The sequence below is a fragment of the Flavobacterium lacustre genome, from assembly GCF_027474525.2.
Lineage (GTDB): Bacteria > Bacteroidota > Bacteroidia > Flavobacteriales > Flavobacteriaceae > Flavobacterium > Flavobacterium lacustre.
The window spans coordinates 1,964,201-1,981,503 of sequence record NZ_CP114882.2; the positions used below are offsets into that span (position 1 = coordinate 1,964,201).

Sequence of the window (17,303 nt, forward strand, 5' to 3'; positions counted from 1 at the left end):
TAGATTAAATGCTTAGGTTTTTTACTAAATCTTCAAATTTTTGTGTGGTTTCATCCATTGATGATTCTGATTTTCCACCTGCGGCATTGATGTGTCCTCCACCATTAAAATGGTCTCTTGCAAATTGATTGACATCAAAATCACCTTGGGAACGGAACGAAATCTTGATGATTTTTTCGTCTTTATTTTCGATAAAAATAGCGGTAAAAATAATTCCTTTGATGCTCAAGCCATAATTTACAATGCCTTCTGTATCTCCTTTTACGTGATCAAAAGAATCTAATTCGTCTTGGGTAAGCGTAGTGTAAGCGGTTTTATGCTCGGTCAGGACTTTCATGTTTTGAAGTGCTCTTCCCAATAATTGTAAACGTCCAAAAGAACTGTTATCAAAAAGTAAGTTTGGAATCACGGTGTTTTTTACGCCCAAATCTATTAATTCAGCAATAATTCGATGCGTAGTTCCAGTAGTTTTTGGAAAACGAAATGAACCCGAGTCGGTTAGAATTCCGGTGTAAATACAAGTTCCTATTGTTTCGTCGATAACTTCTTTTTTGCCTAAAAATACTATGAAATTATAAAGCATTTCACAAGTAGAACCAAATGAAGTATCGGAGTATGTATAAGCGGCATAATCATGTGGAAATTGATGGTGGTCAATCATGATAAACGGCGCTTTAAGTCGGGATAAAACTTCTTCCATTACGCCTACACGGTGTAATGCATTAAAATCTAATGTGAAGATAATCTCCGCTTCTTCCAGAATTTTGGTGCAGTTTCCTTTGTCTTTCTCAAAAATTTTAACTTTTCCTGCTCCTGGCATCCAGTCTAAAAAATCAGGAAATTCATTTGGAGCTATAACGGTTGGATAATGGTTGTTTTTTAGTAAAAAATGATATAATCCTAAGGTTGAACCCATAGCATCACCATCGGGACCTCGGTGTGGAATTATGGCAATTTTTTTTGGCGTTGATAATAACAACTGTATCGCTTGAATGTCTTGTATTTTCATAGTTTGCGAAATTACATTTTTTTAATGTAAAGTTGAAATCATTTAAAGAATTAACATGTTTTTAAACTCTTAGAAAAGCTCCAGTTTTTTTCTGTTTAATTTTTGGTACAAATGGTATTTTGCTCCTTTTACAATTTGGGCATTATAAATCCCAACAGAGCCGGAAGAAAAATAGGCGACTAAGCAGGCGATGCCAATAAAAATACCACTTTCTATCCCGAAAAGTTCCATTCCCATTACTGTACAAGCAATAGGCGTATGGGTTGCTCCCGAAAAAACAGCCACAAATCCAAGTCCTGCCAAAAAAGCGATAGGCAAAGGAACAATGACGGATAAAGCACTTCCTAAAGTTGCACCAACGAAGAATAATGGTGTTACTTCGCCTCCTTTAAATCCCGCTCCCAATGTAAATCCGGTGAATAATATTTTTAAAATAAAATCATAAGGTGCATTAGCAGTCAAAAACGAATCAACGATTGAAGGAACTCCCAAACCAATATATTTTGTGGTTCCGATAAAATAAACGGCTAATGCAAGAATAATTCCTCCTATAAAAGGACGAAGTGGGGCATATTGTATAGTTTTAGAAAATAAAGCTCCCCAAAACTTTGTACTTCTGGAAAATAACAGAGCTGCTAAACCAAATAAAATACTGATACCCATTATCCAAAGGAGATTCAAGAAAGTGAGTTCCGGAACTATAGGAATACTGTAATGGGTGTGTTTTACCTGCCAAAACTCAACAGTAAAATAAGCGATGTAGGCGGTCAAGAAAGACAGAATACTGCTTCTTAAACTTATTTTACTAAAAAAAACTACTTCTAAAGCAAATAAGGCTCCAGCCAAAGGCGTACCAAAAACCGAGGCAAAACCAGCGCTGATTCCTAGGATAATTAGCGTCTTCCTGTCGGAATTATCGAGTTGGAATATTCGGGTGAATTGATCTGCAATCGCGCCGCCCATTTGCACCGCTGTTCCTTCGCGACCGGCAGAACCACCAAAAATATGTGTAATTAAAGTACCTATAAGTACTAAAGGCGCCATTTTTAACGGAATGACTTTCTGAGGATTTTCGTATTCTTCGAGCAAAAGATTATTGCCTTTTACAACAGTTGCACCATAATAATGATACAATAAACCGATGAATAATCCACCTATTGGTAAAAGCCAAATCATCCAGCTGTTGTGTTCTCTAAATTGCGTAACCCATTCCAGTGCTACCAAAAAAAATGCCGAAGCAGAACCAGAAAAAATACCAATCAGCACACAAATGAAAATCCATTTGAGTAGTAGAACGAGTGTTGTTTTTGTTTTTTCTGAATTCATTTGATGAGAAATAACCGCTTTTTTCCTTTTTGTCCATTTAGTTTCCAAAAATAGTTTAAAACGATGAAATGTTGTGCATTTTATGGTAAACTTCTAAAAAAAACAATAGCCACAAATTCAGGAATAAGTATTGAAATTTTTTCAATAATTCGTGAATTTGTGGCTTTATGTTGGAGCGGAAATTGTTTTTACTTTTCTGAAACTACAGCAGTAAATTCAATTTCTACTAAATATTCCGGCGCTACTAGTTTGCTGATTTCATAAAAACCGGTAACTGGTTTTATGTCTTTAAAGAAAATAGCATGTGCTGTGGCAACGGCTTCAAATGTATTGATATCAGTAGTAAATATTCGGGTACGGATGACATCTTTCATGCTTACATTAAGATCTTCTAATACTTTTTCGATGCGTTCCAAAATGTTTAAGGTTTGTGCGTGGGCATCATCTGCTTTTACTTTTTCGCCATCTACGATTGCTACTGTTCCGGATACTTCAATGATATTTCCAATACGAACCGCACGACAATAACCCATTTTGTCTTCCCAAGGAGAGCCTGTCAAGATGTTTTCTCTTTTCATTTTGTTTTTTTTATTTGGTTTTGAATTGATTTTTAATGGATTTAAATTACAAGAAAGCTTGTTTTTTAATTGGCGCAATTTATAAAAAATAGCACAATAAAAAATAGCGTTTTTGTATTAAAAAGGTTAAATAATTGTGCACGCCAGTAAGAATGGAATAGATTTTGATTTTCAGGAATTGCCTGGTTTATTTTGTTAAGAAATTTGTAATACTGAAGGTCTGCGATTTAATTATGTTATTTTTGCCCTCATCAGTGTCTTTTTTTTATACTAAAAACAGAAAGTCGAATTATCACTCTATATAAGAAATGAAACACATTCTATTCTTTATTTGTATTATTGGTTTTACATTAAATGGTTTTGCCCAAAGTGATTTTGGAGGAAAATTCAAACCGATTCCTGCTGCAAAATTCCCAATTGCTCCCAAAAAAAAGCCGTCAATCGTAACGGAAATTCCGCCTTCGACAGCCGTTCCGCCGATTAATGTTCCTAATGTTTTCAATAGTCCGGATGTTAAAACTCCAAATTCTTCTTTTAAAATTGGAAAGCCAGCTCCAATAAGCATGATTCCTAAAAATGAATTTGCGAATCCAGGCGATGTTTATAAAGAAAAGATGGCTCAGGATTTAAATAAAACATTGAATGAAAATAATGCGCCGCTGCTCAAAAAGAATTTTGATTTTGGAGATTATAAAACTAAGTCAGACTATTTAATTGTAAAATATAGGGACTTCATATATGTAGACGGGGATTTGCTCAGGGTATATCTTAATTATAATGTAATTCGGTCGGAGTTGTTTTTAGAAGGAGTCTTAAAAGAGATTAAAATTGTATTGAATCCTGGGATTAATAAAGTTGAATTTGAGGCTTTAAATACAGGTACAAGCGGAGGAAATACGGCTGAAATTCAAATTTATGATGATAAGAATAATTTGATTACTACTAATTTCTGGGATAATCTTGCTGCAGGATTTAAAGGTTCAATTCTTTTGATTAAAGAGTAAATAGAGGGCTTTAGAATAAAAATAAAAATTTTTAAAATTCAATTTTTCAATTCCGAATATAAAAAGTATTTTTGCGCATGCAACACAACGTACTTATTTTAGATTTCGGATCGCAATATACTCAGCTTATTGCGCGTAGAGTTCGCGAATTAAATATATTCTGCGAAATTTTTCCATACAATCACTTTCCAAGTGATTTATCCTCTTATAAAGCAGTAATTCTTGGTGGAAGTCCATTTTCTGTTCGTTCAGAAGATGCGCCACATCCTGATTTATCTCAAATTAGAGGAAAACTTCCTATGCTTGCCGTTTGTTACGGAGCACAATATCTATCCCATTTTAGTGGAGGTGAAGTAGCTGCTTCAAACACCAGAGAATATGGTAGAGCTAATTTGTCTTATATAAAAGAAGATGAAATTTTCTTTGAAGGAGTTTCTGAAAATAGTCAAGTTTGGATGAGTCATAGTGATAGTATTAAAGCTTTGCCAACAAATGGAATAAAACTAGCAAGCACACATGATGTGGAATTTGCGGCTTATAAAATTGAAGGAGAAACGACTTACGCTATTCAATACCATCCTGAGGTTTTCCATTCAACAGATGGATCCAAAATGTTGGAGAATTTCTTGGTAAAAATTGCCGAAGTTCCTCAAAATTTTACACCAGGTGCTTTCGTTGAAGAAATCGTAGCTGAAATGAAAGAAAAAATCGGAAACGACAAAGTAGTTTTAGGTCTTTCAGGAGGAGTAGATTCAACTGTAGCAGCGGTTTTATTGCACAAGGCCATCGGTAAAAACCTGTACTGTATTTTTGTAAATAATGGTTTGCTTCGTAAAAATGAATTTCAATCTGTTTTAGATCAATATGAAGGAATGGGGTTGAATGTAAAAGGAGTAGATGCTTCTCAACGTTTTTATGATGCTTTAGCAGGAGTTACTGATCCAGAATTGAAAAGAAAAGCCATCGGAAATGCTTTTATCGAAGTTTTTGATGATGAGTCACATAAAATTGAAAACGTTACTTGGTTAGCCCAAGGGACAATATATCCTGATGTTATCGAATCGGTTTCTGTAAAAGGTCCATCGGCAACGATTAAATCTCACCATAACGTGGGTGGTTTGCCTGATTATATGAAATTGAAAATTGTTGAGCCTTTGCGTATGCTTTTTAAAGATGAAGTACGTAGAGTAGGAGCGACTTTAGGAATTGATCCGGAATTGTTAGGAAGACATCCTTTCCCAGGACCTGGATTATCTATTCGAATTTTAGGTGATATTACTTTAGAAAAAGTACAAATTTTACAAGATGTAGATAAGGTTTTTATCGACGGATTGAAATCTTGGGGATTGTATGACAAAGTATGGCAAGCCGGAGCAATTTTGCTTCCTGTAAATAGTGTTGGTGTTATGGGTGATGAACGTACGTATGAAAAAGTAGTTGCATTGCGCGCTGTAGAATCTACTGACGGAATGACTGCAGACTGGGTACATTTGCCTTATGACTTCTTGATGAAAGTGTCTAACGACATTATTAATAAGGTAAAAGGAGTAAATAGAGTTGTGTATGATATAAGCTCTAAACCGCCAGCCACAATAGAGTGGGAATAGTAAATTAGATTTTTTTCTTTAAAAGGCATTGTTTTTAATGTTCTTTATACAAACGGTATCAGATTTTTGGAATAAAATTTGATACCGTTTCAGTATCATATCAATACTCGAATAATTTTTAGAATCAAAAAGGATGAAATATTTTATTACAATTTGTTTAGTTAGTTTGTTTTTTACTGCCAATGTTTTTTCACAATCAAAAACCATCACACATAAAGTAGCGAAAGGAGAAACCATCAATCAAATTGCACAAAAATATAAGGTTACTCCATTTGATATTTACAGACTCAATCCTGACGCACAAAGTGGTTTGAAACCCAACAGCGTTTTGCTGATTCCTAACGGTTCCGAAAAAAAAATCACAACTCCTGCAAAAACAGTTCTTAAAGCCACAACCCACGAAGTTGCTCCGAAAGAAACCTTTTACAGCATCGAAAAAAAATACGGCGTTTCTGATGAAGCTTTAAAAAAAGCCAATCCTTTTCTTGAAAAAGACGGAATACAAATTGGGCAAAAACTTGTTATTCCCTCTAATTCTGTTGCTGTTTCGAAAAAAGCAATTGCCAGTCCGGAAAAAACAGTTTATCATGAGGTACTTCCAAAAGAAACCAAATATTCGATTGCTAAACAATACGGAATTACAATTGAAGAATTAGAAAAAAGAAATCCGGATATTGTAGCTAATTTACCTGTTGGATATCAGTTGTTGATAAAAGGGACAGCGCCCAAAACACCAAAAATTTCAGTAGTAACCGAAACTAAAACGGAAATAGTTAATCCTAATACTGCTGTAGTTTCGACGAAAGTTGAGGATTACGCAGCATATCAGGTTAAACCAAAAGAAACGCTTTATAGTTTGTCAAAAATGTTTGGTTTGAGTTCGGAAGAATTGCAAAATCTCAATCCTGCTTTATCCGAAGGAGTTGTCGAAGGAATGATTTTGAAAGTTCCGTCTACTATTGTGCTTCCGAAAGAAAGTAAAAAAGCATATACTATATTGACCAAAAACAGTAATGACAAAAAGAAATTAGTGCTGCTGTTGCCTTTTAATTTAACTAAAATAGAAGGAGATACAGTAAATTCAACGGTTATGCGTTTGAAAAAAGACAAGTTTCTAAACATGACTTTAGACTTTTATTCCGGAGCTTTAATGGCTATTGATTCTGCCAAACAACTAGGAATAACGGTTGATGTAAGTATTTTTGATTCACAAGAAAGCAAGAATAGTTCTAATGTTGCTTCAATAATAAAAGAAAATAACCTTGGGAATGCAGATGCTATAATTGGACCTTTTTACCAAAATAATGTAGAAAAAACAGCCGGATTAGTGGCGTTTAATCAGGTTCCGGTTATTTCACCTTTGTCAAAAGATGTGGGAGACGCATATAGTAATTTATACCAAAGCATCCCAACAACGGTTACAATACGCAATACAGTTTTCGATTTTATGCGCGCAAAAGGCGGAAATATTATTGCCGTGGTGGATAAGAAAAAAGAGTCTGTTAAAAAATACATTCAAGAAAATCAGAAAGACGTTCGATTTGCTGCTTTGACCGAAACAGGTGGTCTAAACGTGGAAAGTTTAAAAAGTTTATTGGTCAAAAACAAAACGAATTATGTGGTGATGGAAACCGGGAATACAGGAATGATAAAATCAACTATGACGGCGATGTTGAATGCAATGGCTTTATATTCGGTTCAATTGGTTATTTTGGAGCCTAACGAAACTTTGGATACAGATGAAATTAATTTTCAGAATTTGGCTAAGTTAAAATTGATGTATCCTTCGATGACGCGTGAAAACGAATCTTCGGAAGCGCTTATTTTTGAAAAAGAGTACAGAAAGAAAAATAAAATCATGCCTACTGCTTTTGCTACCCGCGGATTTGACGTTACTTTTGATACAATGATGCGATTGTCTCAGGGTAAAACGTATCAGGAAACGGTCGAAATGATGGCAACAGAACAGGTTGATAATAAATTTGAATACTACAGAAAAGAAGGTGGTGGCTATACCAATAAAGGAGTTTATGTCTTGTACTACGACACAGACTTAACTATAAAAGAGGCTAATTAATGACATCAAGAGTAACATATTTAGGGAATTTAAGAACGAGCTCGGTTCATTTGCAATCGGGAACCGAGATACTTTCGGATGCGCCATTAGATAATAACGGAAAAGGAGAAGCTTTTTCTCCAACGGATACTGTGGCTAATGCTTTGGCAACTTGTATGCTAACAATTATGGGAATAAAAGCCCGAGATATGCAACTTAATATTGAAAATTCTACCGCTGCTGTAACTAAAATTATGAATGCGGAGCCACGACGTATCGGCACTATTGAAATTGCTTTTGATATGAGCGGAGTTTTGGAACAAAAAGATAAAATTATTTTAGAAAGAGCCGCAATGACTTGCCCTGTTTTCTTAAGTTTGAATGCTGATATTGAGAAACGAATCACTTTTGACTGGAAATAAGGATATTATTACACAACAGTTTTTAGTTTGCAAATGGAACTATAAACCATAAACTTTAAACTTACTTTGGATCAAAATCAAAAACAACTGATAAAACTTGCGCATACCAAAATGGCTTTTGGCAAATACGAAGGCTGGTTTCTTATTGATATACCTGAATATTATATTGTTTGGTACAGTAATAAAGGATTTCCAAAAGGAGAATTAGGCGAACAATTGCAATTAATTTATGAATTAAAAATCAATGGTTTAGAAGAGTTGATTCGGAATATAAAAAAAAGGTATCCAAAACCTTAAATAAGCTGTTTCATTTGTTAGAGTACTGTTTTTTGTGTGTTTTTAAGCGTATCTGAAGCTAATAATCAGGAAGTCTGCATTTCTGTGTAGTTTAAAATCTGTGAAGTCAAAAAATCTAAATATTCTAACAATCTATTAATCTAATAATCCAATAAAATTCGTATTTTTGCCACGTTTTTTACACAACTACATTACAAACAATAACATAATGAATCAAACGAAATATATTTTTGTTACAGGCGGTGTGACTTCTTCTTTAGGAAAAGGTATTATTGCGGCATCTTTGGCAAAATTATTACAGGCAAGAGGATACAGAACTACTATTCAAAAATTCGATCCTTATATAAATGTTGATCCAGGAACTTTAAATCCATACGAACATGGCGAATGTTATGTGACCGATGATGGTGCTGAAACGGATTTGGATTTAGGACACTACGAACGTTTCTTGAATGTTCCCACTTCTCAGGCTAATAATGTTACTACAGGTAGAATTTATCTTTCGGTAATTGAAAAAGAAAGAAGAGGAGAATTCTTAGGGAAAACAGTACAAGTTGTACCTCATATCACTAATGAAATTAAGGATAGAATGCAATTGCTTGGTAAATCGGGTGATTATGATATTGTAATTACAGAGATTGGTGGAACCGTTGGTGACATTGAATCCTTACCTTATATAGAGTCTGTTCGTCAACTGGTTTGGGAATTAGGCGAGCATAACGGAATTGTAATTCATTTGACTTTGGTGCCTTATTTGGCTGCTGCAGGCGAATTGAAAACAAAACCAACACAGCATTCCGTAAAAACATTGATGGAAAGCGGTATAAAAGCAGATATTTTAGTTTGTAGAACAGAGCACGAAATTTCAGAGGAATTGCGTAACAAATTGGCTTTGTTTTGTAATGTAAAAAGAGAAGCCGTTATTCAATCTATTGATGCTTCTACGATTTATGAAGTGCCTAATTTGATGTTAGAAGAAGGTCTTGATGTTGTTGCATTAAAAAAATTAGATTTACCTAAAAAAGCAGCTCCGGATTTAAAAAACTGGAACACTTTTTTACGCAGATTAAAAAATCCAAAACATACGGTGAATATCGGTTTGATTGGTAAATATGTTGAAATGCAGGATTGTTACAAATCTATTTTGGAAGCTTTTATTCACTCAGGTGCTGCTAATGAAACCAAAGTAAACGTGATTTCAATCCATTCAGAATATATCGATGCTTCAAATGTGAATGAAAAATTAGCGGGATTAGACGGTATTCTTGTTGCGCCAGGTTTTGGAGAAAGAGGAATCGAAGGGAAAATCGAAACAGTTCGCTACGCCCGTGAAAATAAAGTGCCGTTTTTCGGAATTTGTTTGGGAATGCAAATGGCAATTATCGAATATTCAAGAAATGTTCTTGGACTTGCCGATGCCAATTCTACAGAAATGAACGATAAAACAACACATCCTGTTGTTAACTTAATGGAAGATCAAAAAACAATTACAGACAAAGGTGGAACCATGCGTTTGGGAGCTTGGAAATGTGATTTGAAACCAGATTCGTTAGCCTATAAAATATACGGGACAACCACTATTTCAGAACGTCACCGTCACCGTTATGAATACAACAGCGAGTACGTGGATCAATTGCAAAAAGCGGGATTAATTGCTTCCGGAACTAACCCTGATACCGGTTTAGTGGAAATTGTTGAATTGAAAGACCATCCATTTTTTATTGGTGTTCAATACCACCCGGAATATAAGAGTACAGTAGCTAATCCGCATCCTATATTTGTGAATTTTGTGGCAGCGGCTGTTAAGGCGAAGAAAAAATAAAACGAAGCGATTCGTTTCTTTAAACAGTAAACTTTTTTAAATAAAATAATGGAAGAAAAAAAATTTGACCTTAATTCGATAATAGGTTTTGTATTGATTTTTGGTATTTTGATTTGGATCATGTATCAAAATAAACCTGATGCGAAAGTGGTTGCTGCAGAGAAAGCCCAAAAAGAGCTTTTGATTAAGCAAGCCAAAGCTAAAGAATTAACGGATAAAGTGGTGGCAAAAGCTACGGCTGCTGTAGCTACAACCGGAGATTCTACACAATTGGCTCAATTGCAAAAAACATTAGGAAATTTTGCTTATTCAGCTACACTGCCTTCTGCAAAAGAAGGGTTTACTACTATCGAAAATGAATTGGTAAAACTAAAAATTGCTAATAAAGGAGGATTTATTGTAGAAGCTACTTTAAAAACTTTCGAAAAATTCAAAAAAGGTTCAGGCCAATTAGTACAATTAATCAAAGACAACAATGCTAATTTAAATGTGCAGTTGTTAACGGGTGATAATCGTACGTTGAATACCAGAGATTTGTATTTTGAACCAACGCTAACAAAAGTTGGAGCAGATCAAATCCTTTCTATGAAATTGAAAGCGGGTGCCAATGAATTTTTGGAATACAAATATATTTTGAAACCAAACGAATATATGGTTGGTTTTGATGTTCGTTCTCAAGGATTGAATAAAGTATTGAATACGGCAAAACCATTAGATTTAGAATGGGATTTGAAATCATATAGAAATGAGAAAAGTGTTTCTTATGAAAATAGATATGCTCAAATTGAATATGAATATGAGGATGAAAAATTCAGTTCTGTAAGTTTAGGTAAGGATAAACAGGATACTCCCGAAAACGTAAAATTTGTTGCTTTCAAACAACATTTTTTCACGACTATTTTATTGACTGAAAAACCATTTGAGAAAACTACTTTGTCTTCAAATGATTTAGTTTTAGACGAAAAAACAGATACAATATTCACAAAACAGTTTAAAGCTAATTTGCCTTTGGCTTTCACCAATGGCGAAGTAGATTATAAAATGAGTTGGTATTTTGGTCCCTCAGATTATAAAACTTTAAAAGCATATGATAAAAATTTAGATAAAATTATTCCATTAGGTTGGGGAATTTTTGGATGGATTAATAAATTTATTTTTATTCCGTTATTTGGATTTTTAAGCTCTTATATTACTTATGGTATAGCAATTATTGTATTTACAATTTTGATAAAAATTGCTATGTCGCCAATCACTTTTAAATCATTTTTGTCACAAGCCAAAATGAAAGTACTTCGTCCTGAAATCACAGAATTAGGGGAGAAATACAAAAAAGATGCTATGAAAAAGCAACAGGAAACCATGAAATTATACAATAAAGCAGGAGTGAATCCTATGGCAGGTTGTATTCCCGCTTTGATTCAGCTGCCTTTTATGTATGCTTCATTTCAGTTTTTCCCTTCGGCATTCGAATTGAGACAAAAAAGTTTCCTTTGGGCAGACGATTTATCTTCTTTTGATTCAGTGGTAAAATTACCATTTCACATTCCTTTGTATGGTGATCATATTAGTTTGTTCCCAATATTGGCTGCAATTGCTATTTTCTTCTATATGAAAATGACTTCTGGTGACCAACAAATGGCAGCACCACAACAAGAAGGTATGCCGGATATGGCAAAAATGATGAAAATCATGATTTATGTTTCGCCATTAATGATGTTATTTTTCTTTAATAGTTATGGAGCGGGATTGAGTTTGTATAACTTTATTTCGAACTTAATTACTATTGGAATTATGATTGTCATCAAAAGATACTTTATCGACAGTGATAAGATTCATGCTCAAATTCAAGAAAATAAATTGAAAGAGCCTAAGAAACAAGGTAAGTTCCAGCAAAAATTACAAGAAGTAATGCAACAGGCTGAAGCTCAAAAAGCACAACAAAAAAAGAAATAAACAGTTAAAAAAATCTCGGAGTAATTCGAGATTTTTTTTGTTTACACATAATTTAAAGTATTAGAATTCGTTACGCTATAAAGATAATTATGAAAGTATTTTATAAAATAGGAATAGTTGTTTTGGTTTTTTGGAACGTGATGAATCTCCATGCGCAAACGGCACAAACTGATTATAACAAATTAGACGAAAAAGGACAAAAACATGGTTTGTGGAAAGGTATTTATGAAGAGTCGAAAAGGCCTCGATACGAAGGAACTTTTAATCACGGCAAAGAAACAGGTATTTTTAATTTCTTTGATGATACCAAAGCCAAAGTCATAATTGCTACACGGGAATTTAATGCAAAAGACAATGTGGCGTATACTATTTTTTATGATCAAGATAAAAATAAAGTAAGCGAAGGAAAAGTCATAAATAAAGTATTTGAAGGCCAATGGAACTATTATCACCACGCTTCAAAAACAATCATGACTACCGAAAATTATAGTAAAGGAAAGCTGGAAGGTTTGCGAACAGTTTATTTTCCCAGCGGAAAAATTGCTGAAGAAATGAGTTATAAAAACAATGTAAAGGAAGGTGTTTATAAAAAATATTCCGAAAAAGGAATTGTGCTCGAAGAGTCTTTTTTTAAGAATAACGAGTATAATGGTCCGGCTATTTTTAGAGATACAAACGGAACTGTAGTTTCACAAGGGAAGTTTATAAACGGAAAAAAAGAAGGGCTTTGGCAGTTTTTTGAGAAAGGAAAAGCAGTAAAAGAAATGAATATGAGTTTCCCTGAAAGCGCTACAAAGTCTAAACACAATTAACTTTTCCTTAATTCAATTCGGATACAAATCTTTTGTAACTTTGCACCCTTGTAAAATTATAATTTTTTGAAGATGAAGCGTGTTGTTGTAGGACTTTCCGGAGGTGTAGATTCAAGTGTTGCGGCTTATTTGTTGCAACAACAAGGCTATGAAGTTATAGGCCTTTTTATGAAAAATTGGCACGATGATTCCGTTACAATTTCTAATGAATGTCCGTGGTTAGAAGACAGTAACGATGCTTTATTAGTAGCCGAAAAATTAGGGATTCCTTTTCAAACCATAGATTTAAGTGAAGAATATAAAGAAAAAATCGTGGACTATATGTTCAACGAATACGAAAAAGGGAGAACTCCAAACCCGGATGTACTTTGCAATCGCGAAATAAAATTTGATGTTTTCATGAAAATTGCCTTAAGTCTTGGAGCGGATTATGTAGCGACCGGACATTATTGTCAAAAAAGTGAAATCGAAGTCAATGGCGAAACGGTTTATCAATTAAAAGCCGGAGCCGATACCAATAAAGATCAATCTTATTTTCTTTGTCAGTTGTCCCAAGAACAGCTTGCCAAATCATTGTTTCCAATTGGAGAATTAACCAAACCTGAGGTACGGGAAATTGCGACTCAAATGGAATTAATTACTGCCGAAAAGAAAGATTCGCAAGGATTATGCTTTATTGGAAAAGTAAGATTGCCGGAATTTTTACAACAAAAATTACAACCTAAAGATGGACTTATTGTTCAAATTGATAAAAATGATGCTGTTTATAGCTCAGAAAAACAAGATGATTTAAGTTTAGAACAGCATTTAGCATTCGATGCGTCTAAAATTCCTTACACTCCAAATATGGGAAAAGTAGTAGGAAAGCATCAAGGGGCTCATTATTTTACTATTGGACAACGAAAAGGACTGAATGTAGGAGGAACTACAGATCCGTTATTTATTATCGCTACCAATGTTGAAACTAATACTATTTACACCGGATTAACCAGTCAACATCCAGGATTGTTCAGAAAAGCGTTGTTTATCGAAAAGTCCGAAGTACATTGGATTCGTACCGATTTGGCTTTGGCCAATGGAGAATCGATGGACGTGATGGCGCGAATTCGTTACCGACAACCGTTGCAAAAAGCAACTTTGTATCCATTTGAAAACGGTATGTATCTAGCTTTTGAAGAGCCACAATCTGCCATAACCGAAGGCCAATTTGCAGCTTGGTATATTGGTGACGAATTAGTAGGTTCGGGTGTAATATCTTAATTTATATTTTTTTGAATAACTGAATAGAATTTGTCATTTCTATTGGTCTTTTTATGGTTCATTTTTTTCTTTTATCTATTTGTTTTGGTAATGATTTCATTTAATTAATTAAATTTTAAATAGTTTGTTATCTTTGGACAACATACGATATTAGTACGAACATGAAAAAATTATTACCCCTATTTTTTATCCTTTTTATTCCATTTTCTGTATTCTCACAGCAAGATGCTTGGGTTTATTTTAATGCAAAACCTAATGCAGCTATCTATTTTGATTCCCCACTGAAAATGCTTTCCCAAAGAGCGTTAGACCGAAGAACAAATCAAAACATAGCATTAGATTTTATTGACATTCCTATTGAAAAATCTTTTATCAAACAAGTAAAATTAGTTTCTGGGATTACTGTTTTGGCACAATCCAAATGGTTGAATGCACTTCATATTCAAGGTGCTCAAGCAACAATTAATTCTTTGAAAGATTTATCTTTTGTAGAAAAAATAGATTTTGCAGATAAAACTCTTAATGTGGCAGGCAGAAAAGCAAAATCAACTAAAGTAAAGTCGCTGAACAAGACCAGCAAAACCCAAATTAATTATACTTACGGCAGTTCTGCCAATCAAATTCAGATGCTAAACGGGCAACTGTTACATCAACAAGATTATACCGGAACGGGTAAAGTTATTGCTGTTTTAGATGCTGGTTTTCCGGGTGTAAATACGGCGCAGCCTTTTCAGCGATTACGAGAAAATAATCAGATTTTAGGAGGTTATAATTATGTATTAAGAGATCCTGATTTTTATACAGGAAGTTCTCATGGTGCTTCTGTTTTATCTTGTATGGGCGGATATAAGGACAGCCAATTAGTAGGAACGGCTCCGGATTCTTCCTATTATTTATTTATAACCGAAGACGATACTTCTGAAAAACCAATCGAAGAATCGCTTTGGGTAGAAGCGGCGGAAAGTGCAGATAGCTTAGGCGTAGATATAATAAATAGCTCTTTGGGTTATTTTGATTTTGATAATTCAAATTATAATCATACTTATAATGAGATGAACGGGAATACTACTTTTATCTCTCGTGGCGCTGAAATAGCTTTTAGCAAAGGGATGATTGTTGTTGTTTCTGCAGGAAATTCCGGTGGGACACCAGATCCTCATATTGGCGCTCCGGCAGATGCTGTATCGGTAATTACAGTTGGAGCGGTAAATGCTTCGGAAGTACTGACTTCCATCAGTTCTTTAGGGCCTTCTTATGACGGACGAATAAAGCCGGATGTTTTGGCACAAGGACAATCCGTGGTTTTGTCAAACGAATTGGGTGCAATTGTAACAGGCAGTGGTACTTCTTTTTCGAGTCCTATAATGGCTGGTATGATTGCTTGTTTGTGGCAGGCATTTCCCGAGAAAACCAATCAGGAAATCAGACAATTAGTTATAGCATCGGCAGATAAATTTATATCACCAAATAATCAATATGGATATGGAATTCCGGATTTTGGACTTGCCGTAACTAATGCGTTATCCAAACCAGAATTCTCTACAGTTGATTTTAGGATGTATCCAAATCCAACCCATGATTTTGTATCAATTGCTTTTCCAGATAATTTTGATACTGGAACGGTTGCTATTTATACTATTTTTGGACAAAAAGTATTAGAAAAAACAATTTCAAATGAATTACCGAGCGTTTCATTGAAGGCATTAAATAACGGAATATATTTTTACAAATTAGAATCGAACAGCTATTCTAAAACGGGGAAAATCATTAAAAACTAAGCTTAGCAAAATGAATGCAATCACAACACTTTTCAAAATTAAATATCCTATTATTCAAGGAGGAATGATTTGGAATAGCGGTCATAAATTAGCAAGTGCTGTGAGCAATGCCGGAGGATTAGGATTGATTGGAGCTGGTTCTATGTATCCTGAAATTTTGCGGGAACACATTCAGAAATGTAAAAAAGAAACCTCAAAACCTTTTGGTGTAAACGTCCCGATGTTGTATCCCAATATTGAGGAAATCATGAAAATTATTGTCCAAGAGGGTGTAGAAATTGTCTTTACTTCGGCAGGAAATCCAAAGACATGGACTTCTTATTTAAAAGAAAACGGAATAACTGTTGTACATGTTGTCAGCAGCTCTGTTTTTGCATTAAAAGCGCAAGAAGCCGGAGTTGATGCCATTGTTGCCGAAGGTTTTGAAGCCGGAGGACACAACGGAAGAGAAGAAACGACTACGCTTACACTAATCCCAATGGTCAAAGAGAAAATTAAGATTCCTTTGATAGCTGCAGGCGGAATTGCTACCGGTCGTGGTATGCTAGCTGCAATGGTTCTTGGTGCGGATGGTGTTCAGGTTGGAAGCCGTTTTGCTGCCTCCGTAGAATCATCAGCACATGAAAATTTTAAGCAAACCATCATTGACGTCAAAGAAGGGGATACGCAACTGACATTAAAAGAACTCGCTCCAGTGCGTTTAATCAAGAATAAATTTTTTCGGGATGTTCAGGAATTGTATGGAAAAGGGCCGACTAAAGCAGAATTAGTTGAATTATTAGGGCGAGCAAGAGCCAAACGCGGAATGTTCGAAGGCGATTTGATTGAAGGAGAATTAGAAATTGGTCAAATAGCCGGAATAATCCACGAGATTAAACCTGCCGCAGCTATCATTCAGGAAATGATTGCTGAATTTAGAATTGCAAAAGAAGAACGAATTAGATTTGATTTTTAATTTTATAAGCATGTCCAAAATCAAAAAATACATACTATTACTTTTCTTAGGGTTTGGGCTGCAAAGCTCTTACGCTCAAGTTTATAGATTTAAAACCTCCGGCTTTAGCGTTTTAGAAAAAACCGAAAAAGGAAAATGGGGAAATTGGTCTGATTTAGAGTTGGTTAATATGTTGGTTTCATTAGATACTAATAAAAGCCGAATTGTTGTTTATTCCCAGATTATTCAGTTGTTTGAAATTGTTGAGTATCAGAATAGAGAAGAAAATGAAACGGATATTGTCTATTCTTTTACGTGTAAAGACAACGCAGGTCTCGATTGTACTCTTTCAATTATTACCAGAAAGCAACAAGACAACAGAAAACAATTGTACATCAATTATGAAGATCGAATTATAGTCTATAATATTTTTACGATATAATTG

15 protein-coding genes are annotated in these 17,303 nt (G+C 34.5%); 12 read left to right on the plus strand and 3 right to left on the minus strand.

Annotation, left to right across the window (positions count from 1 at the left end; genetic code table 11):
• Positions 1–4: 4 nt before the first annotated feature.
• From O6P34_RS08565 to O6P34_RS08575, 3 genes are all read right to left on the minus strand, one after another.
• Entirely contained in the window at positions 5–1,009 is a 1,005-nt protein-coding gene (locus O6P34_RS08565) for a DHH family phosphoesterase (protein WP_269684095.1), read from the minus strand.
• A gap of 69 nt (positions 1,010–1,078) precedes the next feature.
• Positions 1,079–2,335, minus strand: coding sequence for a voltage-gated chloride channel family protein (locus tag O6P34_RS08570; RefSeq protein WP_269684096.1), 1,257 nt, complete (start codon positions 2,333–2,335; stop codon positions 1,079–1,081).
• A gap of 188 nt (positions 2,336–2,523) precedes the next feature.
• The gene (locus O6P34_RS08575) at positions 2,524–2,913 is read right to left on the minus strand and encodes a RidA family protein (RefSeq protein WP_269684097.1); all 390 of its coding nucleotides are present in this window, start codon (positions 2,911–2,913) and stop codon (positions 2,524–2,526) included.
• A gap of 308 nt (positions 2,914–3,221) precedes the next feature.
• Here O6P34_RS08575 and O6P34_RS08580 point away from each other — a divergent pair, with 308 nt between their 5' ends.
• The 12 genes from O6P34_RS08580 to O6P34_RS08635 all read left to right on the plus strand — a co-directional run bounded on the left by O6P34_RS08580 (position 3,222) and on the right by O6P34_RS08635 (position 17,300).
• Positions 3,222–3,917 carry a hypothetical protein gene (locus O6P34_RS08580; protein ID WP_269684098.1) on the plus strand — a complete coding sequence of 232 codons (696 nt, stop codon included), beginning with the start codon at positions 3,222–3,224 and terminating at the stop codon, positions 3,915–3,917.
• Positions 3,918–3,994: 77 nt separating this feature from the next.
• Positions 3,995–5,524, plus strand: coding sequence for a glutamine-hydrolyzing GMP synthase (gene guaA, locus O6P34_RS08585; RefSeq protein WP_269684099.1), 1,530 nt, complete (start codon positions 3,995–3,997; stop codon positions 5,522–5,524).
• 133 nt (positions 5,525–5,657) lie between these two features.
• Complete coding sequence (locus O6P34_RS08590) at positions 5,658–7,601, plus strand: LysM peptidoglycan-binding domain-containing protein (protein WP_269684100.1); 1,944 nt, start codon at positions 5,658–5,660, stop codon at positions 7,599–7,601.
• The gene (locus O6P34_RS08595; protein ID WP_269684101.1) at positions 7,601–8,002 is read left to right on the plus strand and encodes an OsmC family protein; all 402 of its coding nucleotides are present in this window, start codon (positions 7,601–7,603) and stop codon (positions 8,000–8,002) included. The genes O6P34_RS08590 and O6P34_RS08595 overlap by 1 nt, the downstream gene beginning before the upstream one ends.
• Before the next feature lie 66 nt (positions 8,003–8,068).
• A complete protein-coding gene (locus O6P34_RS08600; protein WP_269684102.1) occupies positions 8,069–8,299 on the plus strand; it encodes a DUF3820 family protein in 231 nt (76 codons plus the stop codon).
• Positions 8,300–8,507: 208 nt separating this feature from the next.
• A complete protein-coding gene (gene pyrG, locus O6P34_RS08605; protein WP_269684103.1) occupies positions 8,508–10,121 on the plus strand; it encodes a CTP synthase in 1,614 nt (537 codons plus the stop codon).
• 48 nt (positions 10,122–10,169) lie between these two features.
• Positions 10,170–12,074, plus strand: a complete 1,905-nt coding sequence (gene yidC, locus O6P34_RS08610) for a membrane protein insertase YidC (RefSeq protein ID WP_269684104.1) — start codon at positions 10,170–10,172, stop codon at positions 12,072–12,074.
• 89 nt (positions 12,075–12,163) lie between these two features.
• The gene (locus O6P34_RS08615) at positions 12,164–12,886 is read left to right on the plus strand and encodes a toxin-antitoxin system YwqK family antitoxin (RefSeq protein ID WP_349293434.1); all 723 of its coding nucleotides are present in this window, start codon (positions 12,164–12,166) and stop codon (positions 12,884–12,886) included.
• A gap of 72 nt (positions 12,887–12,958) precedes the next feature.
• Positions 12,959–14,146 (plus strand): tRNA 2-thiouridine(34) synthase MnmA, encoded by a 1,188-nt coding sequence (gene mnmA, locus O6P34_RS08620; RefSeq protein ID WP_269684105.1) that lies wholly within the window; start codon positions 12,959–12,961, stop codon positions 14,144–14,146.
• 161 nt (positions 14,147–14,307) lie between these two features.
• On the plus strand, positions 14,308–15,924 hold the full coding sequence (locus O6P34_RS08625) for a S8 family serine peptidase (protein WP_269684106.1): 1,617 nt from the start codon (positions 14,308–14,310) through the stop codon (positions 15,922–15,924).
• A 10-nt stretch (positions 15,925–15,934) separates the two neighbouring features.
• Positions 15,935–16,879: an NAD(P)H-dependent flavin oxidoreductase gene (locus tag O6P34_RS08630; protein ID WP_269684107.1), complete on the plus strand. Its 945-nt coding sequence runs from the start codon at positions 15,935–15,937 to the stop codon at positions 16,877–16,879.
• Positions 16,880–16,889: 10 nt separating this feature from the next.
• A complete protein-coding gene (locus O6P34_RS08635; protein ID WP_269684108.1) occupies positions 16,890–17,300 on the plus strand; it encodes a hypothetical protein in 411 nt (136 codons plus the stop codon).
• Positions 17,301–17,303: the final 3 nt, after the last annotated feature.

Excerpts from the sequence above, each read along its gene's own strand:
- O6P34_RS08565 (WP_269684095.1), bottom strand. The coding sequence starts at position 1,009 with ATGAAAATACAAGACATTCAAGCGATACAGTTGTTATTATCAACGCCA.
- O6P34_RS08570 (WP_269684096.1), bottom strand. The coding sequence starts at position 2,335 with ATGAATTCAGAAAAAACAAAAACAACACTCGTTCTACTACTCAAATGG.
- O6P34_RS08575 (WP_269684097.1), bottom strand. The coding sequence starts at position 2,913 with ATGAAAAGAGAAAACATCTTGACAGGCTCTCCTTGGGAAGACAAAATG.
- O6P34_RS08580 (WP_269684098.1), top strand. The coding sequence starts at position 3,222 with ATGAAACACATTCTATTCTTTATTTGTATTATTGGTTTTACATTAAAT.
- guaA (WP_269684099.1), top strand. The coding sequence starts at position 3,995 with ATGCAACACAACGTACTTATTTTAGATTTCGGATCGCAATATACTCAG.
- O6P34_RS08590 (WP_269684100.1), top strand. The coding sequence starts at position 5,658 with ATGAAATATTTTATTACAATTTGTTTAGTTAGTTTGTTTTTTACTGCC.
- O6P34_RS08595 (WP_269684101.1), top strand. The coding sequence starts at position 7,601 with ATGACATCAAGAGTAACATATTTAGGGAATTTAAGAACGAGCTCGGTT.
- pyrG (WP_269684103.1), top strand. The coding sequence starts at position 8,508 with ATGAATCAAACGAAATATATTTTTGTTACAGGCGGTGTGACTTCTTCT.
- yidC (WP_269684104.1), top strand. The coding sequence starts at position 10,170 with ATGGAAGAAAAAAAATTTGACCTTAATTCGATAATAGGTTTTGTATTG.
- O6P34_RS08615 (WP_349293434.1), top strand. The coding sequence starts at position 12,164 with ATGAAAGTATTTTATAAAATAGGAATAGTTGTTTTGGTTTTTTGGAAC.
- mnmA (WP_269684105.1), top strand. The coding sequence starts at position 12,959 with ATGAAGCGTGTTGTTGTAGGACTTTCCGGAGGTGTAGATTCAAGTGTT.
- O6P34_RS08625 (WP_269684106.1), top strand. The coding sequence starts at position 14,308 with ATGAAAAAATTATTACCCCTATTTTTTATCCTTTTTATTCCATTTTCT.
- O6P34_RS08630 (WP_269684107.1), top strand. The coding sequence starts at position 15,935 with ATGAATGCAATCACAACACTTTTCAAAATTAAATATCCTATTATTCAA.
- O6P34_RS08635 (WP_269684108.1), top strand. The coding sequence starts at position 16,890 with ATGTCCAAAATCAAAAAATACATACTATTACTTTTCTTAGGGTTTGGG.